The organism is Proteus sp. fly-1067 (assembly GCF_040139345.1).
GTDB classification, from domain to species: domain Bacteria; phylum Pseudomonadota; class Gammaproteobacteria; order Enterobacterales; family Enterobacteriaceae; genus Proteus; species Proteus vulgaris_B.
In genome coordinates, this window is sequence record NZ_JBEEUL010000175.1 from 1 (window position 1) to 590 (window position 590).

At 40.3% G+C, this 590-nt stretch carries 1 protein-coding gene; it reads left to right on the forward strand.

What is annotated here, in order from left to right:
• Nucleotides 1–64 precede the first annotated feature (64 nt).
• The coding region (locus ABN217_RS19835; RefSeq protein WP_349459941.1) for a DMT family transporter at nucleotides 65–590 on the forward strand (526 nt) is incomplete at its 3' end.

Consider the following 590-nt stretch of genomic DNA (forward strand, 5'->3'; position numbering starts at 1 on the left):
ATTATCTCGATTAGTTTAGCTGAATACAAGTCGCAATATAGGCATAAATTATTAGGTAATTAAAATGAAATCGTATTCTCATACTACTCGCGGTTGGATAAACGGCTTTATTGGAGTCGCTATTTTCAGTGGTTCACTGCCCGCAACTAAAGCAGCTTTAATTGGCTTTTCTCCTGACTTTTTAACTGCCAGCCGAGCCGCTATCGCAGGGTTACTCTCTGTGCTGATTTTAATACTGTTTCGTCAAAAATTACCAAATAGACAACAAATTATTGGATTGTCTGTTGTTGCATTAGGTGTCGTCGTTGGTTTTCCATTTTTAACCGCCCTCGCCTTAAAACAGGTAACTTCTGCGCATTCTATGGTCTTTTTAGGGCTACTGCCTTTATCTACCGCTATTTTTGGTGTGTTGCGTGGTGGTGAAAGACCCCATAAAGCATTTTGGTTCTTTTCTGTATTAGGTAGTCTGTTTGTTATGGGATTTGCCTATTTTCAGGGAGGAAACAGCACATTAATCGGTGACTTATATATGCTCGCTGCTGTTTTAGTCTGTGGCCTTGGTTATGCCGAAGGCGCAAAGTTATCAAAGC